Genomic DNA, 18,292 nt, shown 5'->3' on the forward strand with positions numbered 1-18,292 from the left:
CTCACTCGCTCCTGAGGCAGCTGAACAGGACGTCCTGGACCAGCTTCTGCGCGCCGATCGCGTCCTGACGGGACTGGGCCTCGCGCAGCGCGTCGATGTCGAGCTCGTCGAGCGCGCGGTGCAGGCCCTTGAGGAACCGGATGGAGAGGTTGGCGGCCTCGACGGTGTCCTCGCGGAAGGGGAACTGGTCGAGCTGCCACACGCCCTCCCAGTTGTTGATCTTGAGGGTGTAGAAGAACTCGAACACCTCGACCGGGTGCACAGTGCCGACCACCATGTCGTCGTCCCAGCCGCGCAGGTTGTCGTTGACGTCCATGGCCCACAGCAGGCCGTGGTCGATCAGCAGCTGGGCGGCCGCGGCCGGCGACTCGCCGCCGAACAGCGCGTGCCCGAAGTCGAGCAGCACGCCCACGTTGTCGACGCCCATGGCCTGGATGCCCAGCGCGGTCTTCGCGGCCGAGTCCCAGAACATCTTGTTGCGGGGCTCACGCGGCTTGTACTCGATCACGATCTTGATGTCCGAGTTCGCCTGGGCGAGCTCGCGCATGCCGTCGACCGCGAGGCGCCACTGCTGGCCGTGGTCCACCTGGAACGGGTAGTCCCAGCCGTCCTGGCCGGGCCACACCTTGAGGTAGTTCGCGCCCAGTGCACGCACCACGTCGGCGGCCTCGTTGAGGAACGCGATCGCGTCCGCACGCACCTGCGGGTCGGGGTTGGTGAAGGCGCCCTTGCCGTACTTGCGCATGTAGATCTCGGGGGTGACGCCGATGCACTCGAGGCCGTTCTTCGCGAGCGCCTCCTTGACCTGCTCGACCGTCACGCCCTCGGTGAAGGGGTACGGCACGTCGACCACGGAGAGGTCCTCGACCTCGCCGGCGCGGTCGATCTGCTCGAGCGTGGTGAGGGGCTCCTTGTAGCCGTCGGTCGCGTAGCGGTCGAGGTAGCTGGCGAAGTGCCAGAGCCCGGCTCCGAAGCGAGGAAGTTCAGACATTTTTATTCACCTTCGATTCTTGTTGCAATCAGTATAGGACGAGGGGTCGGCGATGACCAGTCATCCTCGGGACCGTTCGAGACCGCGGCGCCAGGCGTCACGGGTGGCGACGCGCCGGGACGCATCGACGCTGGGGTGATGGACGCGGGCCGCCGCGGCGGCCGGGAGGTCGACGCCGAGCGGCGCGAAGGCGACGGCCGCGACGCCCCGCAGGGCCACGTCCGCCTCCCCCACCACCACGACGTCGCAGCCCAGCGCGTCCGCCTGGGCCTGCATGAGGAGGGACGATGCGGTGGCCCCGCCGTCCGCCCGCACGGCTTCGAGCGTCTCGCCTGGGGCGAGCATCGCCTCGGCCACGTCGGCCACCTGGTGCGCGACCGAGTCGAACGCCGCGCGCGCGATGTGCGCCTGCCCGGTCGCGGCACCGAGGCCCGAGAGGGTCCCCACCGCGGTCGCGTCCCAATGCGGCGCCCCGAGACCCCCGAACGCCGGGACGAGGACGGCGCCCGCCGCATCGTCCACCGTGGCCGCGAGCTCGCCGAGAGCGGCCGCGCTCGGCACGCCGAGGAGGCGCGCCGTCCAGTCGAGCGCGGACCCCGAGTAGCGGATGTTGCCCTCGAGCGCGTAGACCGGGGCGTCCTCGACCCACGCGAGCGTGGTCGCGAGCCCGTCGCGGCGGCGCAGCTCCGCGCCCGTGCCCTGCATCACCGAGGATCCGGTGCCGTACGTCGCCTTGACGATCTCGGGGGCGCCGCCGCCGTGGCCGCGCAGCGCGGCGTGCGAGTCGGCCATGACGGCGAGTATCGGCAGCCCGGCGGGGAGGCCGTCGCACGCGGTCTCGCCGAACGGACCGGTCGAGGGGACGATGCGCGGGAGCGCCTCGCGCGGGACGCCGAAGACCTCGAGGAGGGCCGGGTCCCAGTCGAGCGTCTCGAGGCTCATGAGGAGGGTGCGCGAGGCGTTGCCCGCCTCGATCACGTGGGTGCCGCCGGTGAGGTTCCACACGAGCCACGAGTCGACGGTGCCCACCACGGTGCCCGCGGGCGCCTGCTCGAGGAGCCACGCCGCCTTGGGCGCGGAGAACATCGGGTCGAGCGGGAGCCCGGTGCGCTCGGTGACGAGGCCCCCGTGGGTCGCCGCGAGCGCGGCGCAGCGGTCGGCGGTGCGGGTGTCCTGCCAACTGAGCACCGGGCCCGCGGGCGCGCCGGTCGCCGGGTCCCACGCCACCACGGACTCGCGCTGGTTGCTGATCGCGATGCCGGCGATCTCGGCGGCGGGCACGGCGGCCGCGACGTCTGCGAGCACCGCGCGCGAGACCTCCCAGATCTCGGCGGCGTCCTGCTCGGTCCAGCCGGGCGCCGCGTTGCGGATGCCCAGCGCGCGGCTCGCGGTCGCGAGCACGGCGCCCGTGTGGTCGATCGCGATCGCCTTGGCGTTGGTGGTGCCCTCGTCGAGGGCGAGGATGATGCTCACAGGTCCATGGTCCCCAGGTCGCGCGCGATGCGGATCGCGCGGGCGTCGCCGCCACCGGGCCAGGCCCCGCGCGCGATGGTGAAGCCGAACGCGACGCCGGTCTCGGGGTCGACGCAGCCGACCGCGCCGGCGGCGCCGTCGTGGCCGAAGCTGCGCACGCCTCCCCAGCCGAGCTGCGCGCTCTGCTTCTGGAACACGATGCCGTGGGCGCGGTCCGCCTGGCCGAGCACCACGTCGGTGCCGCGCACCTGCTGCTCGCCCACGCGCGCCACGGTGTCCTCCGTCAGCAGCGGCGCGGCGCCGTCGATGCCGGTGACGCACCCGGCGAACAGGGACGCGATGCCGCGCGCGGACACGGAGGCGGAGACGCCGGGGTGCCCGAAGCGCCACGAGCGCTCGTCGTTGGCGGCGTCGACCTCGGCGCCCGGGCGCACCGCGCCGAACACCAGCGCGCCCATCGGGTTGAACGGCATCTCGAGCGCGGGCGCGTCCGCCGGCGGCACCATCGGCAGCGTCTCGACGCGACGGTGATCGAGCTCCGGGGGCAGGCCCAGGTAGAAGTCGACGCCCAGGACCGAGCGGACGTCCTGCTCGTAGACCTCGTGGAGCGTCCGGCCGGTCGCGCGGAAGATCAGCTCCGACGCGAGGTTGCCGATGGTGATGCCGTGATACCCGAAGGAGCTCCCGGGACGCCACAGGGGCCACGCGGCGGCGAGCGCCTCGGCGGCGGCGTGGTGGTCGAGCAGCTGGTCCCAGCTCAGCGCGGGCGTGGTCTCGGCGAGGCCCGCCTGGTGGGACAGAAGCTGGCGGACGGTGACGCGGTCCTTGCCGCGAACGCCGAACTCCGGCCAGTAGTCCGTGACGAGCGCGTCGAGGTCCAGCTCACCGCACTGCACCAGCAGCGCCACTGTCATGCCGATGGAGTTCTTCGACACCGAGAAGGGCGTCATCAGGGACTCGGCGCCCAGGTGCGAGCCGCCCTGCGCGTCGAGGATGAGGCGGCCGTCCTTGTAGGCCGCGATCTGGAAGGAGAGGTCGCCGTCGGCCGCGAGGTAGCCCTCGAGGCGGTCGACCACCTCCCCCAGCCGCGGGTCGGCGTATCCCTTGAGCGCGTGCGTCAGCGTCTCCATCGTCACTGTCCTTCCTGCCAATCTGCCAGCTCCGCGAGCTTCGCGCGGAGGTCGTCGAGGGTGAGGCGGTTGTCCACCGAGGTGTAGACGCGCATCGGGCGGCCGTCGGGACGGTCGACGTAGAGGCCGTCGCCATCGATGCGGGGCGTGGGCCGCGTCTCGTAGTGGCTCGAGGCCGGGTCGGGCTCGAAGGCGGTCTGCAGCGCGGTGAGCAGCACCAGCGGCTGGTCGCCGATCACGTAGGTCTCGCCGGCGTTCATCCCGAAGGTGGCGAGCATCCGGCTCACCTCGAGCAGCTCGTCGTAGAGGTAGGCGCCCACGGGCCCGAGCGGGCGGATGCCGGTGCGGAGCGCCGCGAAGGACACGATCGCCTGGCGGTACGCGGGTCGCGGCACCTGCCAGATCGGGATCGCGGAGTCGCCGAAGACGGCCTGCGCGGCGGGGATGTCGATGGTGAGGTTGTACTCGGCCGCCGGGACGCCGGGAGCGACGATCCCGAGCCCGGGGTGCTCCGAGCCGCCGATCCACACGAGCGTCATCCGCTCCGCGATCGCGGGCTCGATCAGCAGCGCCGAGGCGAGGTCGGTGAGTCCGCCGCCCGCCGCATAGTAGAGAGGGCGCGGGTCGTCACGCAGCGCCTCCGCGATGATCGCGCGGGCGGCGGGGGTGTCGCGGGGCGTCGCGGCGTCAGCGAGCGCGGCCTCCGCGCCGGTGACGATGCGGTCGTCGCCGTCGATCCCCATGCGGGCGAGGACGTCGCGCACCACGAGCGCACCGTTCGCGGCCTGGCGGTCGCTGGGGTCCCACGGCTCGCCCTCGTGGAGGTGCGAGGACACGATGAGCGGGATCTCCACGCTGGGCGAGAGCAGGTGGTGGACCAGCTGGAACAGGTCGTCCGGGTCGCCCATGAAGTCGTTGTCGACGATCACGCGGGTGCGCGGCGTGCGCTCGACCTCGCTCAGCCAAGGGATCTCGCCGATCCGCCACCGGCGCTCGGGAGCGATCCCGTGGTCGGCATCGGGGGTGGGCAAGCGCGTCATCGTCGACTCCTGCATATTGATTCAAATAAGAATGTAGCGTGCTTCGTGCCAGTGAACCGTGCCAGGCGCGTGGTGTCAATCGGGCGTCGGGCCCGATGTGAAACGATGTCGCTTCCGCGCCCTGAGGGGTACAGTGGTGGAAATGCGAGCGTGCGCTCGGTTTTCCAGGGGGAAGACGGTGCGCACGCGCCAAGGGAGGCAGCATGGCGACGACGCCGAGGACGCGAGGGCCCCGCGGGCCCTACGCGAAGACCCGCGCGACCAAGCAGAAGATCCTCGACGCCGCCCTGCTGGTGTTCGCCGAGTCGGGCTTCCGCTCCGGCTCGCTCCGCGAGGTCGCCGAGCGCGTGGGCCTCTCCGACGCGGGGCTGCTGCACCACTACCCCACCAAGGCGGCGCTGCTCATCGCGACGCTGCAACACCGCGACGAGGTCGCGACGGTCGACTTCCACGTCGACACCGCGGACGGCCGGTCGCTCATCCAGAACATGATCGACATCACCGAGCGCAACATGCACCAGCCCGGCGTGGTGGAGCTCTACTGCACTCTGTCCGCGGAGGCGACCACCCCGGACCACCCGGCGCACGGCTACTTCCTCGAGCGCTACGACTGGGTGCGGGATCTGGTGACGGGCGCGTTCAAGCAGCTCCAGGCCGAGGGCGGGCTGCGCGACGGCATCGACCCGCGCAGCACCGCGATCCATCTGGTGTCCCTCATGGACGGGCTGCAGGTGCAGTGGCTGCTCAATCGCGACGCCGTCGACATGACCCTCGAGGTCAAGCGCTACCTCGACACCCTGGTGGTCGAGCCGTTCCAGGCACCGGAACGCCTCGCCTGACCGGCGCCGGTCACCCGAGGGGTGTCGGCGGGGAAGGGGCGCTCCTCCCCCGCCGACGGCGGCGCTACGCGACGGATCCCTCATAGCGCCACCCCTCGACGGGCGCGTCGCTCGTCAGCGCGACGCGCCCCACCGTCCGCCCGGCGAAGGACTCGGCGGCCTGCACGGCCATCAGTCCCGCGCCTCCACCTCGACGGTCAGCGGCAGTTCCGCGGCCGTGGTGCCGGCGCGCAGCGTGTAGCTGCCGCCCTCGACCTGCCAGCCGCCGTCCCAGTGCGCGAGGGCACGGTGCGACAGGACGATGCGCAGGCGGGCCTCCTCGGCCACGTCCAACCGCGCGACGGCATGGCCGACGTACCAGCGGACGGGACGCTCGACGGTCGAGTCCTCGCGCTCGGCGAACAGCTGGACCACGTGCTTGCCGGCGCGGTCGCCGGTGTTGCGGACGGTCACCTCGACGGTCGCGTCGCGATCTGCGGTCACCGGGCCGTCGACCGTGAGGTCGAAGGCCTCGAAGGTCGCATAGCCGGCGCCGTGGCCGAACCAGTACGCCGGCGTGGCGTCGGCACGGAGCCACGCGCGGTAGCCCACGTGGATGCCCTCGTCGTAGCGGACCACGCCGTCGACGGGGGTGACGTCGAGGACGGGGACGTCCGCCTCGGCGGCCGGCCACGTCGTGGGGAGGCGCCCGCCGGGCTCGACCACGCCGGTGAGGACGTCGACGAGCGCGTGGCCGAACTCCTGGCCGCCGAACCAGCCCAGCAGCACGGCACCCACGCGCTCGCGCCACGGCATGAGCACCGGGGAGCCGGCGTTCACGATCACCACGGTGCGGGGGTTCACCGCCGCCACCGCCTCGACCAGCGCGTCCTGGTGGCCGGGCAGCGCGAGCGAGTCGCGGTCGAAGCCCTCGGACTCGACCTTCTCGTTGGTGCCCACCACCACGACGGCGACGTCGGACTCGGCCGCCACCCGGGCTGCCTCCGCGATCATCTCCTCGGGCGAGGACTGGACCGGACGCGTGCCCACGGTGAACGCGAGGGCCCCGGCCAGCGCATCGTCCCGCTCGCCCAGGTCCACCTCGAAGCGGACCTCGACCGGGACACCGGCGCGCAGCGAGACCGGCACGCCGGTGGCGCGCGGCGAGAGCATCGCGGCGCCCAGGTCGTCGCCCTCGGGCGTGAGGAACTCGTCGATGCGCAGCTCGCCGTCGATCCACAGGCGCGCGTGGCCGGTGACGGCGCAGCCGATCTCGACCTCCGCATCGGCCTTCGGCACCAGGGTGAAGTCCGTCTCGACGCGGCGGCTGGCCGCGATCGGGGCGTCGCCGCCGAACCACACGAACTCGGTCGCGAGGCGGTCCTCGAAGAACAGCTCGCCGCCGTCCGCGTCGCGGAAGGTGACGCGCGCGCCGGGACCGCCGGTGACAGGGTTGACGATGGCGTCGCCCTGGAGGCCCGCGAGGCCCACCTGGTTGATCGCGCCCACCGAGTAGCGGACGTCGACGCCGGGCAGCGCCTTGACCAGGCACTCGAGCGGCGGGTCGACGCGCTCGGGGACCACGGTCGCGGAGCCGCCGCCCTGCGTGCGCGCCTGCTCGGCGTTGGAGCCGAGCACCGCGACGGAGCGCAGCGCGGAGGCGTCCCACGGCAGCAGCCCGCGGTTCTCCAGCAGCACCATGCCCTCGGCGGAGGCCTCGCGGGCGAACGTGGGGCCGTCCTCGGCCTCGACGGCCGCCGCGGCCGAGTCGCCGAGCGCGCCCACCCGCTGCGCGAGGCGGAGGAGCCGGCGCACCTTGTCGTCGATCGCGGCCTCGGGGACCTCGCCGTCCCGGACGGCCTTGACCAGCGCGGCGCCCCACGGGCCGTGCGGCCCGGGCATCACCAGGTGCTGGTCGGCCTTGGCGGAGTCGACGGTGCGCACGGCGGTCCAGTCGGACACCACCACCCCGTCGAAGCCCCACTCGTCGACCAGGGGGCTGGTGAGGAGGTCGTTCTCCGTGGCGGTGGTGCCGTTGATCGAGTTGTAGGCGCTCATCACCAGCCAGGCCCGCGACTCGACGATCGCCCGCTCGAACGCGAGCAGGTAGACCTCGCGCAGCGCACGCTCCGAGACCTGGACGTCGGCGGTGTAGCGCTCCGTCTCGAAGTCGTTAGCGACATAGTGCTTGGGCGTGGCGCCCACACCGGCGTCCTGGAGGCCGTTCACGTAGGCGGCGGCGAGATCCGCGGTGAAGCGCGGGTCCTCGCTGAACGCCTCGAAGTGGCGGCCGCCCAGCGGCGAGCGGTGGATGTTGATGGTGGGGCCGAGCACCACGTCGACACCCTTGCGGCGGGCCTCCGCGGCCGCGACGCGGCCGTAGCGGTACGCGACCGCGGGATCGAAGGACGCCGAGAGGGACGATGCGCTCGGCAGGTTGAGCGACGGGGAACGCTCATCCCACACGGGACCGCGCACGCCCGACGGGCCGTCGGACAGCGTCATCGACCGCAGGCCGATGCTCTCGATCGGGACCGTCGACCAGAAGTCGCGGCCGGTGAGCAGCTCGACCTTCTCCTCCAGGGAGAGCCGGGCGATGAGGGCGTCGAGGTCGACGGGAGCGTCGACGGAGGGGGTGGTCATGCGATGTTCCTTACTTCTGGGGCGCCGCTCAGGCGGCGCCCGCCTGGAGGTCGGCCTCGCGCTGGGCCTCGAGCATCCGCGCGCGGTCGGCGCGGCGCTGGGCCTGGCGGTCGGGATCCGCGACGGGCGCGGCCATGAGGAGACGCTGCGTGTACGGGTGCTCGGGGTCCGAGGTGACCTTGTCCCCATCGCCGTACTCGACGATCTCGCCGTGGTACATGACCGCGACGCGGTGGCTGAGGTGACGGACCACCGCGAGGTCGTGCGACACGAACAGGTACGCAACCCCGGTGGCCTCCTGGATGTCCTTGAACAGGTCGAGGACGCGGGCCTGGGTGGACAGGTCGAGCGCGGAGACCGGCTCGTCGCACACGATCAGCGCCGGTTCGAGCGCGAGCGCCCTCGCGATCGCGATGCGCTGACGCTGGCCGCCGGAGAACTCGCGCGGCAGGCGCTGCGCGGCATCGGCGGGCAGGCCCACCTGATCGAGCAGCGTGCGCACGCGCTTCCGGGCGTCCGCGGCGGACACGTTCTTCACCCGCAGCGGCTCCGCGAGCGTCTGCTCGATGGTGAGCGACGGGTTGAGGGACGTGTACGGGTCCTGGAACACCACCTGGATGTCGTCGGACAGCTCGCGCCGCTCGCGACGAGAGATGGTGCCGATCTCACGGCCCTTGAACTTCACGGATCCCTCGGTGACGGGCGCGAGACCCAGCACCGCGCGGCCGAGCGTGGTCTTGCCCGAGCCGGACTCGCCCACCAGGCCCACGCACTCGCCGGGCTTGACGTCGATCGAGACGCCCTTGAGGGCACGGAACGGCTTGCGGCCGAATCCCTTGATCGGATACTCCACCACCAGGTCGGTGACCTCGAGGAGCGGTTCTGCGGCGGTCACTTGGCACCTCCGGCGTTGACGTGACGGTCCGACGAGTGCGAGAGCGCGCCGCGGGCGGCGCCGTCCTCGAGGATCGCGTCGAACAGGGACTGGGTGTACGCGTGGCGGGGGCCCGCGAAGATGGACCTGGCGGGTCCGGTCTCGACGATGCGACCCTTCTGCATGACCGACACGCGGTCGCACAGGTCCGCGACCACACCGAAGTTGTGGGTCACCAGAAGCACGGCCACGCCGAGCTCCTGCTGGAGCCCCCGGAGCAGGTCGAGGATGTCCGCCTGGACGGTGACGTCGAGGGCCGTGGTCGGCTCGTCGGCGATGATGAGGTCCGGCTCGCAGGAGATGGCTCCGGCGATGAGGACGCGCTGCGCCTGGCCGCCTGAGACCTGGTGCGGGTAGGACCGGAAGGTCTTCTCCGGGTCGGGCAGACCCACCTTCGCGAGGAGGTCCAGCGCACGCGCCTTCGCCTCCTTGCCGGAGATCCCGAGCGTCTCCCTCATCGGCTCGACCAGCTGGCTGCCGATGGTGAAGGACGGGTCCAGGTTGGACATCGGCTCCTGCGGGACGTAGGAGATCCGCTTGCCCTGGATCCTGCGCATCTGCTTGGCCGACTTGCCGGTGAGCTCGACACCGTCGAAGACGATGCTGCCGGCGGCGACGCGCCCGCCCTCGGGGAGGAGCCCGAGGATCGAGAACGCCGTCTGGGTCTTACCCGACCCGGACTCGCCGATGAGGCCGTGGACCTCACCCTTGCGGACCGTGAGGGAGACGCCGTTGACCACCTGGGTGAGCGAGCCATCCGGCTGGTCGTAGCCGACCACGAGGCCGTCGACCTCGAGCAGCAGGTCGCGCGGGGCGGCCTCGGTCTCGGCGTGGACCTCGGCGGCGGCGCCCTCCGCGTTGACCGCGGCCTTGGCCTTGCCCTTGACCTTCTTGGGCTTGGCCGACCGCTCGAGCTCGTCTCGCAGCGCGTTGGCGAACAGCGCGAACGCGACGGACGCGAGGGCGATGATGGACGCGGGCCAGACGAGCAGCAGCGGCTGCTGGTACATCTTGGTGAACGCGTCGTTGAGCATCCCGCCCCAGGTGGGGATGGTCGGGTCGCTCATGCCGATGAACCCGAGTCCCGCCTGGATCGCGATCGCGATGAGCGTGACGATCGCGGCCTGGATGATGACGGGCGCGCGCACCACGGTGAGGATGTGCCGGCCGATGATCGACGGGTCCTTCACGCCGGCGACGCGGGCCGCGTCGACGTAGAGCTCGTTGCGGACGCCCATGACGGCCGCGTGGGTGAGGCGGTAGAAGGCCGGCGCGAGCAGGACTCCGAAGATCGCCATCGCGCCCCACAGGGTGGGGCCGATCACGGCGCGGGCGGCGAGGAGGACCACGAGCCCGGGCAGCGCCATCACGAGGCTGGTGAGCCACGCGCTGACGGACTCGAACCAGCGGCCGTAGTAGCCGGCGATGAGGCCCGAGGTGACGCCGATGGCGGCGGCGAGGAACGTCGCGAGCGCGGCACCGAGGAGGCTGTAGCGGGTCGCGAAGACCAGGCGGGCCCACACGTCGCGACCGGCCGAGTCGGTGCCGAGGAGGTGCTCGGCGCTCGGCGACGCGAGGATGTTGCGGATGTCCGCGTAGTCCGGGTCCTGGCTGGTGAGCAGCGGCGCGAGGGCCGCCATGAGGATGAGGAGCGCGATCACGATGATCGCGAACAGCCCCGTGGGGTTCTTGAGCATGCGGCGCGCGAGGTGGGAGCGGCGCCCCACGTTCTCGGCGACCTCGAGCGTGACGTCGGCAGACTGGCTCATGACAGACGCACCTTCGGGTTGAGGAACCCCTGCAGCAGGTCGAAGACGAGGTTCACGACGACGACCACCACACCCGTGGCGACGACGACCCCCATGACGATGGGGATGTCGCCCTGGGTGGTCGACTGGATGGTGAGCGGGCCGATGCCCGGGATGGCGAAGATCTGCTCGACGATGAGCGTGCCCCCCAGGAGGCCGACGAACTGCAGCGCGAGGACCGCGAGCGCGGGACCGCCGGCGTTGCGCAGCACGTGCTTGTAGATGACCTTGTTCTCGCGCACGCCGCGGCTGCGGAGCGTGCGGACCCAGTCCTGGCGCTGCGCGTCGATGACGGAGCCGCGCACCTGCTGGGCCACCGCTGCCACCGCACCGATCGACAGCGCGATGATCGGGAGCGTGACGCTCTCGAGCCACCCCGCTGGCGAGGCGGACCATCGGGTGTACCCCGTGGGCTGGAACCAACCCAGGTTGAGGGCGAAGACGTTCACCAGCAGGATCGCGATGAGGAAGCTGGGGATCGCGAAGCCGAGGATGGAGAGCACCTGGATGAGGCGGTCGACCCAGCCGCGCTTGCGGGCGGCCCACACGCCGAGTGCGATGCTCACCAGCGCGCTGATGAGGACCGTGCCGACCACGAGGGTGAGCGTGACCGCGAGGCGGGAGGTGATGGTCTCCGCGACCGGCTGGCTGCTGAACCAGGAGCGGCCGAAGTCGCCGTGGAGCGCGTTGCCGAGCCAGTCGATGTAGCGGGGGACCAGGGGCTCGTTGAGCCCGAGCTCCTCGGCCTTCTTCGCGACGGTCTCCTCCGTCGCGGTCTGACCGAGGATCTGGCGGGCGATGTCGCCGCCGCTGAGGTAGAGGAGCAGGTACGCGATCGTGGTGATCGCGAAGAGGAGGACGACGCCAGCGCCCAGGCGTCGCAGGGTGAATTGCACCATCGGAGGGATCCTTTGCCGATGCTTCAGTGGGAGGGGGTGGGTGCCGGGCCGCGCGGGGCGCGGCCCGGCACCGCGATCGGCCGTCAGGCCGGCTTGATGGTCCAGAGGTAGGGCCAGGTGTTACCGGTCTGCGCCTCCGCCGTGGTGCCCTCGGCGACCACCTTGGTGTTGTCGGTCCGGTAGAAGGGCACGAACCACGCCTGGTCGACGATGTACTGGTTCAGCTCCGCGCCCGCGGCCTCGTCACCCAGCTGGATCTGGCCGATGAGGTCCTCGACGGTCGGGTCCTCGTAGTGCAGGAAGTTGAAGGTCGCGTCCGCGGCGATCTGGAACGACGCGAGCTGGAAGTCGCTCGGGTCCTGCTGAAGGATCATGATGGTCGCCGGCCACTTGCCCGCCACCATGTCGGAGATGAAGTTCGCCGGGGCGACGTCCTCGTAGACCACCGTGATGCCCACGTCGGCCAGCTGCTGCTGGACCAGCGTCAGCCACGACTGGTTGAACGCGGCGGTCGAGGGCATCGTGATCTCGAGTCCGTCCGCGTAGCCGGCCTCCGCGAGGAGCGACTTCGCCTTCTCGGGGTCGTACGGGTAGGTCTCGTTGAGCGACTCGTCGTAGCTGGGCGACGTGGTCGGGAAGATCTGGCCCGTGGTGGTGCCGTAGCCCGCCGCGAAGGCCTGAAGGATCGCGTCGCGGTCGAACGCGTAGGCGATCGCCTGGCGCACCTTGACGTCCGCGAGGGCCTCGTTGAGCACGCCGCCGCGGTCGCCCAGGATGAGGCCGACCCAGTCGAGTTGGTTGGTCACGGCCGAGTAGCCGGAGGCCGTCATCTGGTCGAGCTGCGTGAGGTCGATCACCGAGGCGACGTCGACCTGGCCGCCCTGCACCGCGTTCAGCATGGCGGTGGAGTCCGTGTAGACGTTCGCGACCACGCGGTCGTAGTGCTGGTCCTCGGAGTTCCAGTAGTCGGGGTTCTTGTCGAACACGTACGTGGTGCCGGGGACGGTCTCGCCCACGTTGAGGGTGTACGGGCCCGAACCGATCGGCACGGTGTCCACGTCCGCGGTGTCGAAGGCCGCGGGAGACTCCTGCAGGCCGGCGTTCTGGGTGAGGTACACCTCAAGGGCCGGGTCGGGCTCGCTCATGGTGATCTCGACGGTGTCCGCGTCCACCGCGGTCGCGTCGGCCACGCGGCCCAGGTTCGAGGCGTTCGGGGAGGTGCCGTCGCGGAAGCGCAGGATGTTCTGGGCGGCGACGTCGGCGTCGAACGCGGTGCCGTCGGTGAAGGTGACGTCGTCGCGGAGGTCGAGCGTGAGGGTCATGCGGTCCTCGCTCCACTCCCAGTCCGTCGCGAGGTTGGGCGAGATGGTGCCGTCCGGCTCCATGCGCAGCAGCGAGTCGTAGACGGCCTGCATCATGGGCGACTCGTTGGCCCAGTTCGAGTTCGCGGCCGCGAACGAGGTGACCTGGGCGATGACGCCGAGGGTGACGGTGCCGCCGGACTCGGAGCCGCCCTCGGAGGCGCCGCTCGTGGTCGGGTCGGACGAGGAGCCGCCGGAGCAGCCCGCCAGAGCGGCGACCGAGACGGCGGCTGCCGTGGCGATCAGTGCTCGCTTTCGAGTGAACATCGTTGTTCCTTCCGCGTGGGGAGAGCGGCCCCTCGATGGACCGATGCGTGCCACCGTAACCCTAAACCCGAGTGACAGCAAGGTATTTATCAAAGCGTTATCAAAGGTCGAATGGATATGCGTACTGGGAGCGAGCACAGTCACCGAGAGCCACAATTCCCGGTCTCACCTGGCATGACAACGGGCCCGGCGCCGCCGCGCCGGGCCCGTCCTGGGCACACCCGAAGCCGCCGTCAGGCGACCGTGATCACGACCCGCGCATAGGAGGTCAACGGGACCGGCGCATCGTCCACCGCCTCGACGATCACGTGGATCGCGTCGCCGGCACGCGCGTCTGCCGGGATCCCGATCACGAGCGTCACCCCTGACAGATCCACCGTCGCTGGCGCCTCGCAGGAGCCCGCCTCGCGGTACTCCCAGGCCCCCAGCGTGACGGGGTCGCCGTCCGGATCGCTCGCGCGCAGCGTCACCTCCACGCGCTCCCCCGCCGCCGCGGCGAGGTCCACGCCGGGCTCGACGGTGAGCTCAGGGGCGTGGTTCGCATCCTCGTAGCGCGGCGTGACGCTCCACCGCAGGCGGGCGGCGAGGTCACGCTGGAACGCGCCGAGCCAGCGCGCCGCCGCGTAGTCGTTGACGGTGGTGCCGAACGGGGTCTCGACCGGCGCCATGCCCTCCGGGAGCGCATCGTGGGCGAGCCCGCTCACCCATTCGCGGGGGTCGGTGGGGCTGAGCGCCTGGCGGCCGCCCCAGCCGCCGAAGTGCGGCCCCTCCCAGTTCCGGAGCCCGTTGTCGATGTGCATCGCGAAGTTCGAGGAGTCACCCTCGGAGATCCAGGCGCCGGGTGGGAAGACGGGGCACCAGACGCGGTAGCCGAGCGTCTCGAGCTCCGCCTGGGTCTTGCCGGCGATCCCGAAGTAGTCCTCGTCGTCGAAGCCGTCCGCCATCTGGAGGCCATCGCCCCAGACGCGGTACGCGGCGCCGATGGGCCCCACGCTCGAGACATGCTCGCCCATCCACTCGGGAGTGAGGTAGACCTGGTCCTCGGGCCGGACCACGAGGCGCGCGAAGTAGCCCCACGCCATGGTCGCGCACTCGCGGAGCTCGAGCTCGGGCCAATGGGGGCGGATGTACTCGTCCCACGTCTGGTCCTGCTTACCGAAGCTGGTGATCACGGTGCGCGCGACCACGGCCCGGTACGTGTCCTCCCACGTGCCGGCGCGCTTGGCTCGCTCCTCGATCGACAGCAGGGCGCGGGCGATGGTGTTGGTGCCGCCCCAGGCCTGCACGAAGACCTGGCGGTCGTCGCCGTCGAGCAGCACGTCCTCGATGAGGCGTGAGCCGTCCGTCTCCTCGGCCATGTCGCCCTTGGTGAGGATGTTGCCCTGCTTGACGAGCGCGCGGAGGCGCTCGGGGGACGGGTAGCGGGCGTCGTGGACGCGAAGGTTGTCCCACGCCTGCGCGTACGCGTCGACCGCCTGGTCGATGTGGCCGCGAGCGCCAGCGGGTGGCCAGCGGTGGGGCTCGACCCCCGCGGCGGGGTCGCCGGCCCAGTGGAACTGGCTCGACGAGTAGATCAGGCCGGCGAGGTCGACCTCGTTGCTGTAGAGCACCAGGCGGAGCATCGAGTTGAGGTCGTCGAGCTCCGGGTCCGTGGTGACGATCACCCGCGGGCGGGGGGTTCCGCCGGGCTGGTCCGCTGCTGTCATGGTCGCCTCCTTGCGATGCGGCGCGATGCGATGCGTCCCTCGCACCCACGCCGTCGAATGTTCATTCGCTAGCGAATGACGGTACCCCATCGTCGTCGCCGCGGGGAGGGACGGGGGGGTCGCGGCTACCATGTGCGCGTGACCGCCGACCGCCTCTCCCCCAAGGGCGCGGCGCGGCGCGAGGCGATCCTGGCGACCGCCATGACGGAGCTTGCCGCGAACGGGTACGGCGGCACCACGGTGCGCGCGATCGCACGAGCCATGGGCGCGGAGCCGGCGCACATCCTCTACTACTTCGGGACGCGCGAGGCGCTGCTCGAGGCGCTCGTGGAACGCTGGGATGCCCGCTCGCATGCGAGCAATCGCAACCCGCTCCACGTGCTCGACGCGTACGCGGAGGCGATCCGCGACAACCTCGCGATCCCCGGGATCGTGCACCTCTATCTCGCGTTCGCCGCCGAGGCCGCGGAACCCGCGCATCGTTCCCACGACTTCTTCGCGCGGAGGTTCGCCGACGTCCACGCGCTGCTCGCGGGCGGGATCCGCGCCGAGCAGGAGGCCGGCACGATCGACGCGTCCGTCGACGCGGGCGCCGCCGCCCGCGAGCTCATCGCGGTCGCGGACGGCATGCAGCTGCAGGCGCTCGTCAACCCGCGGGTCGACGCCCCGCGTGCGGTGGAGCGGGCCATCCACGCGCTCCGCACCCACCGCGACTAACGGGGTTCAGGCGTCCCGGATCTGGCGGAGCGCCTCCTCGAGCGTGGCGATGATCGACGCGGTCTCGGCATGCGTGTGCAGCGGCGATTCGTGGCGCCCCTCGCCGACGTATCGGGCGAGCGCGGTCGCCTCCCAGCACAGCGCGTCCATGAGTCCCACGCCGGTCGGGTCGTGCCAGACGTGCTGCTCCCCCATGAATGGATTCCCTGAGAGCACCATGTCCGCGGGGATATGGAAGGGCCCCTCGAGCTCGAGGCTCGCCTCGGAGCCTGCGATCAGCCCTCGCGTCGGGGTGCGGGCGATCATCGAGGTCCACAGCGTCGACTGAGCCGCGCCGTGCGCGAGCACCACCGTCGCGTGGGCGTCCACGCCCGTGTCCGTCATCGCGCCGATCGCCGTGACCTCGTCCGGCGCACCGAGCACCATCGAGTCGAGCTGCACGGGATAGATGCCGAGGTCGAACAACGCGCCGCCACCGAGGTCGGCACGGAACAGGCGATGCTCCGGCGGGAACCACTGGCCGTGGTCAGCAGTGACATGGCGAATCTCGCCGAGCGCGCCGTCCGCGACGAGCTGTCGGATGACGGACGCCTTGGGCTGGTAGCGGCTCCACATCGCCTCCATCACGAACACACCGGCCGCGCGACCGGCGTCGAGGACCTCGCGTGCGTCTGCGGCCGTCATCGCGATCGGCTTCTCCACGAGGACGTGCTTGCCCGCGGCGATCGCCTGCAGGGCGAGGGACCGATGCTCGTTCTGAGTGGCCGCGATGTAGACGACGTCGACGCCGGGGTCACCGACGAGCTCCTCGGCGGAGGCATACGCGCGATCGATGCCGTGCCGTCCGGCGAAAGCCTCCGCGCGGTCCAGGGCACGGGAGGACACGGCCACCACCCGCTGCGCCGTGTGGCGACGCATCGCGCCGACGAACATGTCGGCGATCCACCCGGGGCCGATCACGCCCCAGCGCAATGTGGGCTCACCCTGCCCTGGGATGAAGATCTGCGGGTCAGGGAAAACTGAGGCGAACATCGTCGTCCTTCCTATGGCATGCTGACGTCGGTCACCATAACCTATCGGTGATAAAAAAAGCCCGTCGAAGGAGATGAGCCATGAGCCCCGCCCCCGCATCCGACCGCACGGATCGCCGCGCCCAGCTCGAACAGCAGCACACCGCCCTCTCGCTCACGCGCTTCGATCTCGCCGACGCCTGGACGCTCGGGTCGTGGGTGGTCGAGCGTGCGCTCACCGCGGGTCACCACATCGCCGTGGACATCCGCCGCCCCGGGCACGTGCTCTTCCACGCCGCACTGCCCGGCGCGACGCCGGACAACGACCAGTGGATCGCCCAGAAGTCGACCGCATGCCTCCGGCTCGAGACCGCGACGGCGCTGCTCGCGCTCCGCTTCGCCGAGGCCGGGCTCGACCCGCTGCGCGGGTGGCTCCCCGAGGGAGCCTTGGCAGCCGGCGGCTCGGTCCCCGTCCGCGTCGATGGCGTGGGGGTCGTGGCCGCCCTCACCGTGTCCGGCCTCGCATCGGACGAGGATCACGATCTCGCGGTCGCAGCCATCGAGGCACTCAGGGAGAGCCAGGCGTGACCGCCGCGATCCCCTCGCCCCCGCCGCGCACCCTCGCGTCGGGTCAGCGCTGCCGAGTGCGCGTCTTCGACGTCGTGACGCGGGCGGTCGAGACCGTCCACGAGACCGATACCGTGCTGCTCGAGGCTCCCAACTGGCACCCCGACGGGCGGCTCGTCCTCAACGGCGACGGCGTGCTGTGGTCGCTCGACCCGGCGAGCGGTGACCTCGCGCGCATCGAGATCGACGGCGTCCCCGACCTCAACAACGACCACGTCCTCGCTCCGGACGGTGAGACCATCTACGTCTCAGCGAACGACTGGCACATCTACCAGGCGCCCCTCGTCGGCGGCACCGCCCGCCGCGTCACCGCCGACCGCGACGGCCGCATGCACTTCCTTCACGGCGTCAGCCCCGACGGCACGGCCCTCGCCTACATCGGCCTGCAGCCCGCCGACGGCGACTGGTGGGCCCGCGCCGAGGTGTTCGTCACCGCGGTCGACGGATCCTGGGAACGGCGGCTCGAGGCGGCGGGGTCGCCCGCGGACGGGTCCGAGTTCTCGCCCGACGGCGCATGGATCTACCTCAACACCGAGGCCTTCACGGAGGCGCCCGGTCACGCGCAGATCGCGCGGATCCGGCCCGGTGGCACCGGTGTCGAACGGCTCACCGTCAGCGATCGGGTCGACTGGTTCCCGCACCTCGCGCCCGATGGCCACCACACCGTCTACCTCAGCTACCCCGCGGGAACCATCGGTCACCCTCCGGATCTCGACGTCGAGCTGCGGCTCGTCACCGGCGACGCGTGGGACGCGCCCGAGACGGTGGTCGCGCTGCACGGCGGCCAGGGCACCATCAACGTCAACAGCTGGGCGCCCGACTCGCGACGGTTCGCCTTCGTGGACTACCCGCTCGACTGACCAAGGGA

15 protein-coding genes are annotated in these 18,292 nt (G+C 71.3%); 4 read left to right on the forward strand and 11 right to left on the reverse strand.

What is annotated here, in order from left to right:
• Position 1 precedes the first annotated feature (1 nt).
• The 4 genes from AOM01_RS10630 to AOM01_RS10645 are packed head-to-tail and all read right to left on the reverse strand — an operon-like array spanning position 2 to position 4,634.
• Positions 2-991 carry a sugar phosphate isomerase/epimerase family protein gene (locus AOM01_RS10630; protein WP_062293041.1) on the reverse strand — a complete coding sequence of 330 codons (990 nt, stop codon included), beginning with the start codon at positions 989-991 and terminating at the stop codon, positions 2-4.
• A 60-nt stretch (positions 992-1,051) separates the two neighbouring features.
• Entirely contained in the window at positions 1,052-2,464 is a 1,413-nt protein-coding gene (locus AOM01_RS10635) for an FGGY family carbohydrate kinase (protein WP_062293043.1), read from the reverse strand.
• Positions 2,461-3,594: a serine hydrolase domain-containing protein gene (locus AOM01_RS10640; protein ID WP_062293046.1), complete on the reverse strand. Its 1,134-nt coding sequence runs from the start codon at positions 3,592-3,594 to the stop codon at positions 2,461-2,463. Before AOM01_RS10640 ends, AOM01_RS10635 begins: the two co-directional genes overlap by 4 nt.
• Positions 3,595-3,596: 2 nt before the next feature.
• Positions 3,597-4,634: a nucleoside hydrolase gene (locus tag AOM01_RS10645; RefSeq protein WP_062293049.1), complete on the reverse strand. Its 1,038-nt coding sequence runs from the start codon at positions 4,632-4,634 to the stop codon at positions 3,597-3,599.
• A gap of 203 nt (positions 4,635-4,837) precedes the next feature.
• Between AOM01_RS10645 and AOM01_RS10650 the strand changes: the two genes are divergently transcribed.
• Positions 4,838-5,473 carry a TetR/AcrR family transcriptional regulator gene (locus AOM01_RS10650; protein WP_062293052.1) on the forward strand — a complete coding sequence of 212 codons (636 nt, stop codon included), beginning with the start codon at positions 4,838-4,840 and terminating at the stop codon, positions 5,471-5,473.
• A gap of 171 nt (positions 5,474-5,644) precedes the next feature.
• Here the strand turns inward: AOM01_RS10650 and AOM01_RS10655 are convergent, their stop codons facing one another.
• From AOM01_RS10655 to AOM01_RS10680, 6 genes are all read right to left on the reverse strand, one after another.
• Positions 5,645-8,095 (reverse strand): beta-glucosidase, encoded by a 2,451-nt coding sequence (locus tag AOM01_RS10655; protein ID WP_062293055.1) that lies wholly within the window; start codon positions 8,093-8,095, stop codon positions 5,645-5,647.
• Between the two features lie 28 nt (positions 8,096-8,123).
• Positions 8,124-8,990 (reverse strand): ATP-binding cassette domain-containing protein, encoded by an 867-nt coding sequence (locus AOM01_RS10660; RefSeq protein ID WP_062293058.1) that lies wholly within the window; start codon positions 8,988-8,990, stop codon positions 8,124-8,126.
• The gene (locus tag AOM01_RS10665; protein WP_062293061.1) at positions 8,987-10,798 is read right to left on the reverse strand and encodes a dipeptide/oligopeptide/nickel ABC transporter permease/ATP-binding protein; all 1,812 of its coding nucleotides are present in this window, start codon (positions 10,796-10,798) and stop codon (positions 8,987-8,989) included. Before AOM01_RS10665 ends, AOM01_RS10660 begins: the two co-directional genes overlap by 4 nt.
• Positions 10,795-11,736: an ABC transporter permease gene (locus AOM01_RS10670; protein WP_062293063.1), complete on the reverse strand. Its 942-nt coding sequence runs from the start codon at positions 11,734-11,736 to the stop codon at positions 10,795-10,797. Before AOM01_RS10670 ends, AOM01_RS10665 begins: the two co-directional genes overlap by 4 nt.
• An 83-nt stretch (positions 11,737-11,819) precedes the next feature.
• Positions 11,820-13,364 (reverse strand): ABC transporter substrate-binding protein, encoded by a 1,545-nt coding sequence (locus AOM01_RS10675; protein WP_062293067.1) that lies wholly within the window; start codon positions 13,362-13,364, stop codon positions 11,820-11,822.
• A gap of 233 nt (positions 13,365-13,597) precedes the next feature.
• Positions 13,598-15,070: a nucleoside hydrolase-like domain-containing protein gene (locus tag AOM01_RS10680; protein ID WP_062293070.1), complete on the reverse strand. Its 1,473-nt coding sequence runs from the start codon at positions 15,068-15,070 to the stop codon at positions 13,598-13,600.
• A 138-nt stretch (positions 15,071-15,208) separates the two neighbouring features.
• Here AOM01_RS10680 and AOM01_RS10685 point away from each other — a divergent pair, with 138 nt between their 5' ends.
• Positions 15,209-15,787 carry a TetR/AcrR family transcriptional regulator gene (locus AOM01_RS10685; RefSeq protein ID WP_169746549.1) on the forward strand — a complete coding sequence of 193 codons (579 nt, stop codon included), beginning with the start codon at positions 15,209-15,211 and terminating at the stop codon, positions 15,785-15,787.
• 6 nt (positions 15,788-15,793) lie between these two features.
• Here AOM01_RS10685 and AOM01_RS10690 read toward each other — a convergent pair whose 3' ends face one another.
• Positions 15,794-16,819: a Gfo/Idh/MocA family protein gene (locus tag AOM01_RS10690; protein ID WP_062293079.1), complete on the reverse strand. Its 1,026-nt coding sequence runs from the start codon at positions 16,817-16,819 to the stop codon at positions 15,794-15,796.
• 80 nt (positions 16,820-16,899) lie between these two features.
• Between AOM01_RS10690 and AOM01_RS10695 the strand changes: the two genes are divergently transcribed.
• Together AOM01_RS10695 and AOM01_RS10700 are read left to right on the forward strand one after the other, a co-directional pair.
• Positions 16,900-17,385 (forward strand): heme-degrading domain-containing protein, encoded by a 486-nt coding sequence (locus AOM01_RS10695; RefSeq protein WP_062293082.1) that lies wholly within the window; start codon positions 16,900-16,902, stop codon positions 17,383-17,385.
• A complete protein-coding gene (locus tag AOM01_RS10700) occupies positions 17,382-18,284 on the forward strand; it encodes a TolB family protein (RefSeq protein ID WP_228374284.1) in 903 nt (300 codons plus the stop codon). Before AOM01_RS10695 ends, AOM01_RS10700 begins: the two co-directional genes overlap by 4 nt.
• The last annotated feature ends 8 nt before the right edge of the window (positions 18,285-18,292 follow it).

The sequence above is a fragment of the Demequina phytophila genome, assembly GCF_000971135.1.
Lineage (GTDB): Bacteria > Actinomycetota > Actinomycetes > Actinomycetales > Demequinaceae > Demequina > Demequina phytophila.

Coding starts and splice junctions, on each gene's coding strand:
- AOM01_RS10630 (WP_062293041.1), bottom strand. CDS start 991: ATGTCTGAACTTCCTCGCTTCGGAGCCGGGCTCTGGCACTTCGCCAGC.
- AOM01_RS10640 (WP_062293046.1), bottom strand. CDS start 3,594: ATGGAGACGCTGACGCACGCGCTCAAGGGATACGCCGACCCGCGGCTG.
- AOM01_RS10645 (WP_062293049.1), bottom strand. CDS start 4,634: ATGACGCGCTTGCCCACCCCCGATGCCGACCACGGGATCGCTCCCGAG.
- AOM01_RS10650 (WP_062293052.1), top strand. CDS start 4,838: ATGGCGACGACGCCGAGGACGCGAGGGCCCCGCGGGCCCTACGCGAAG.
- AOM01_RS10655 (WP_062293055.1), bottom strand. CDS start 8,095: ATGACCACCCCCTCCGTCGACGCTCCCGTCGACCTCGACGCCCTCATC.
- AOM01_RS10665 (WP_062293061.1), bottom strand. CDS start 10,798: ATGAGCCAGTCTGCCGACGTCACGCTCGAGGTCGCCGAGAACGTGGGG.
- AOM01_RS10670 (WP_062293063.1), bottom strand. CDS start 11,736: ATGGTGCAATTCACCCTGCGACGCCTGGGCGCTGGCGTCGTCCTCCTC.
- AOM01_RS10675 (WP_062293067.1), bottom strand. CDS start 13,364: ATGTTCACTCGAAAGCGAGCACTGATCGCCACGGCAGCCGCCGTCTCG.
- AOM01_RS10680 (WP_062293070.1), bottom strand. CDS start 15,070: ATGACAGCAGCGGACCAGCCCGGCGGAACCCCCCGCCCGCGGGTGATC.
- AOM01_RS10690 (WP_062293079.1), bottom strand. CDS start 16,819: ATGTTCGCCTCAGTTTTCCCTGACCCGCAGATCTTCATCCCAGGGCAG.
- AOM01_RS10695 (WP_062293082.1), top strand. CDS start 16,900: ATGAGCCCCGCCCCCGCATCCGACCGCACGGATCGCCGCGCCCAGCTC.